The following is a 542-nucleotide window of genomic DNA, read 5'->3' as shown; positions in this document are numbered from 1 at the left end:
GCACTGAATATGCCGCATCTGGTTTATACCAAACGCGGCATGCCCGTGCCGTTGAGTTACTATTTGGTGGGGGAGGTCTTATGGGAGGATCCGACTCAACTGCTGCAACTGGCCAAGATGTCGCTTGAGGGCGCAGAGCAGGATAAATCGGAACGTGAGCATTGCACACGGTTAAAAGATTTGCCCAATCTGAATCACGATCTCGAGCGGATGCTATGGAAGGCGGGAATCAGAAATGCTGACGAGCTGCAACAGTGTGAATATTTTACTGGCGTTGGCGGGCGCGATTTGCAGAACGCACCAAGCCGCGTTGCCTAAAGGGGTAAGAAACGAGCTGATTGAATGGTATAAACACCATTCTGCGCCGTTGCCTAAAACCTGAAACGTCATCTCGCGCGGTATCTTTAGAGGCAATGATGCCGCGCTACATGGCTTTTACGCTTTTGAGTCTTCTCTGCACCGATTTTGACGGTGCGTACTTTACCGAATAGCCCCTTTCAACTGGGTCAGTTCCGGCAAGACATCGATGATCAGACCGATTT

General features: G+C 50.7%; 1 pseudogene. It reads left to right on the top strand.

The annotated features are described in order from the left end of the window. Positions 1-382, top strand: a pseudogene (locus J5224_RS34750) (TfoX/Sxy family DNA transformation protein); the annotation flags it as partial. Between the last annotated feature and the right edge of the window lie 160 nt (positions 383-542).

It is taken from the genome of Candidatus Symbiopectobacterium sp. NZEC135 (genome assembly GCF_025962695.1).
Note: the sequence above shows the minus strand (reverse complement) of the source record. Positions and strands in the feature narration are given on the sequence as shown.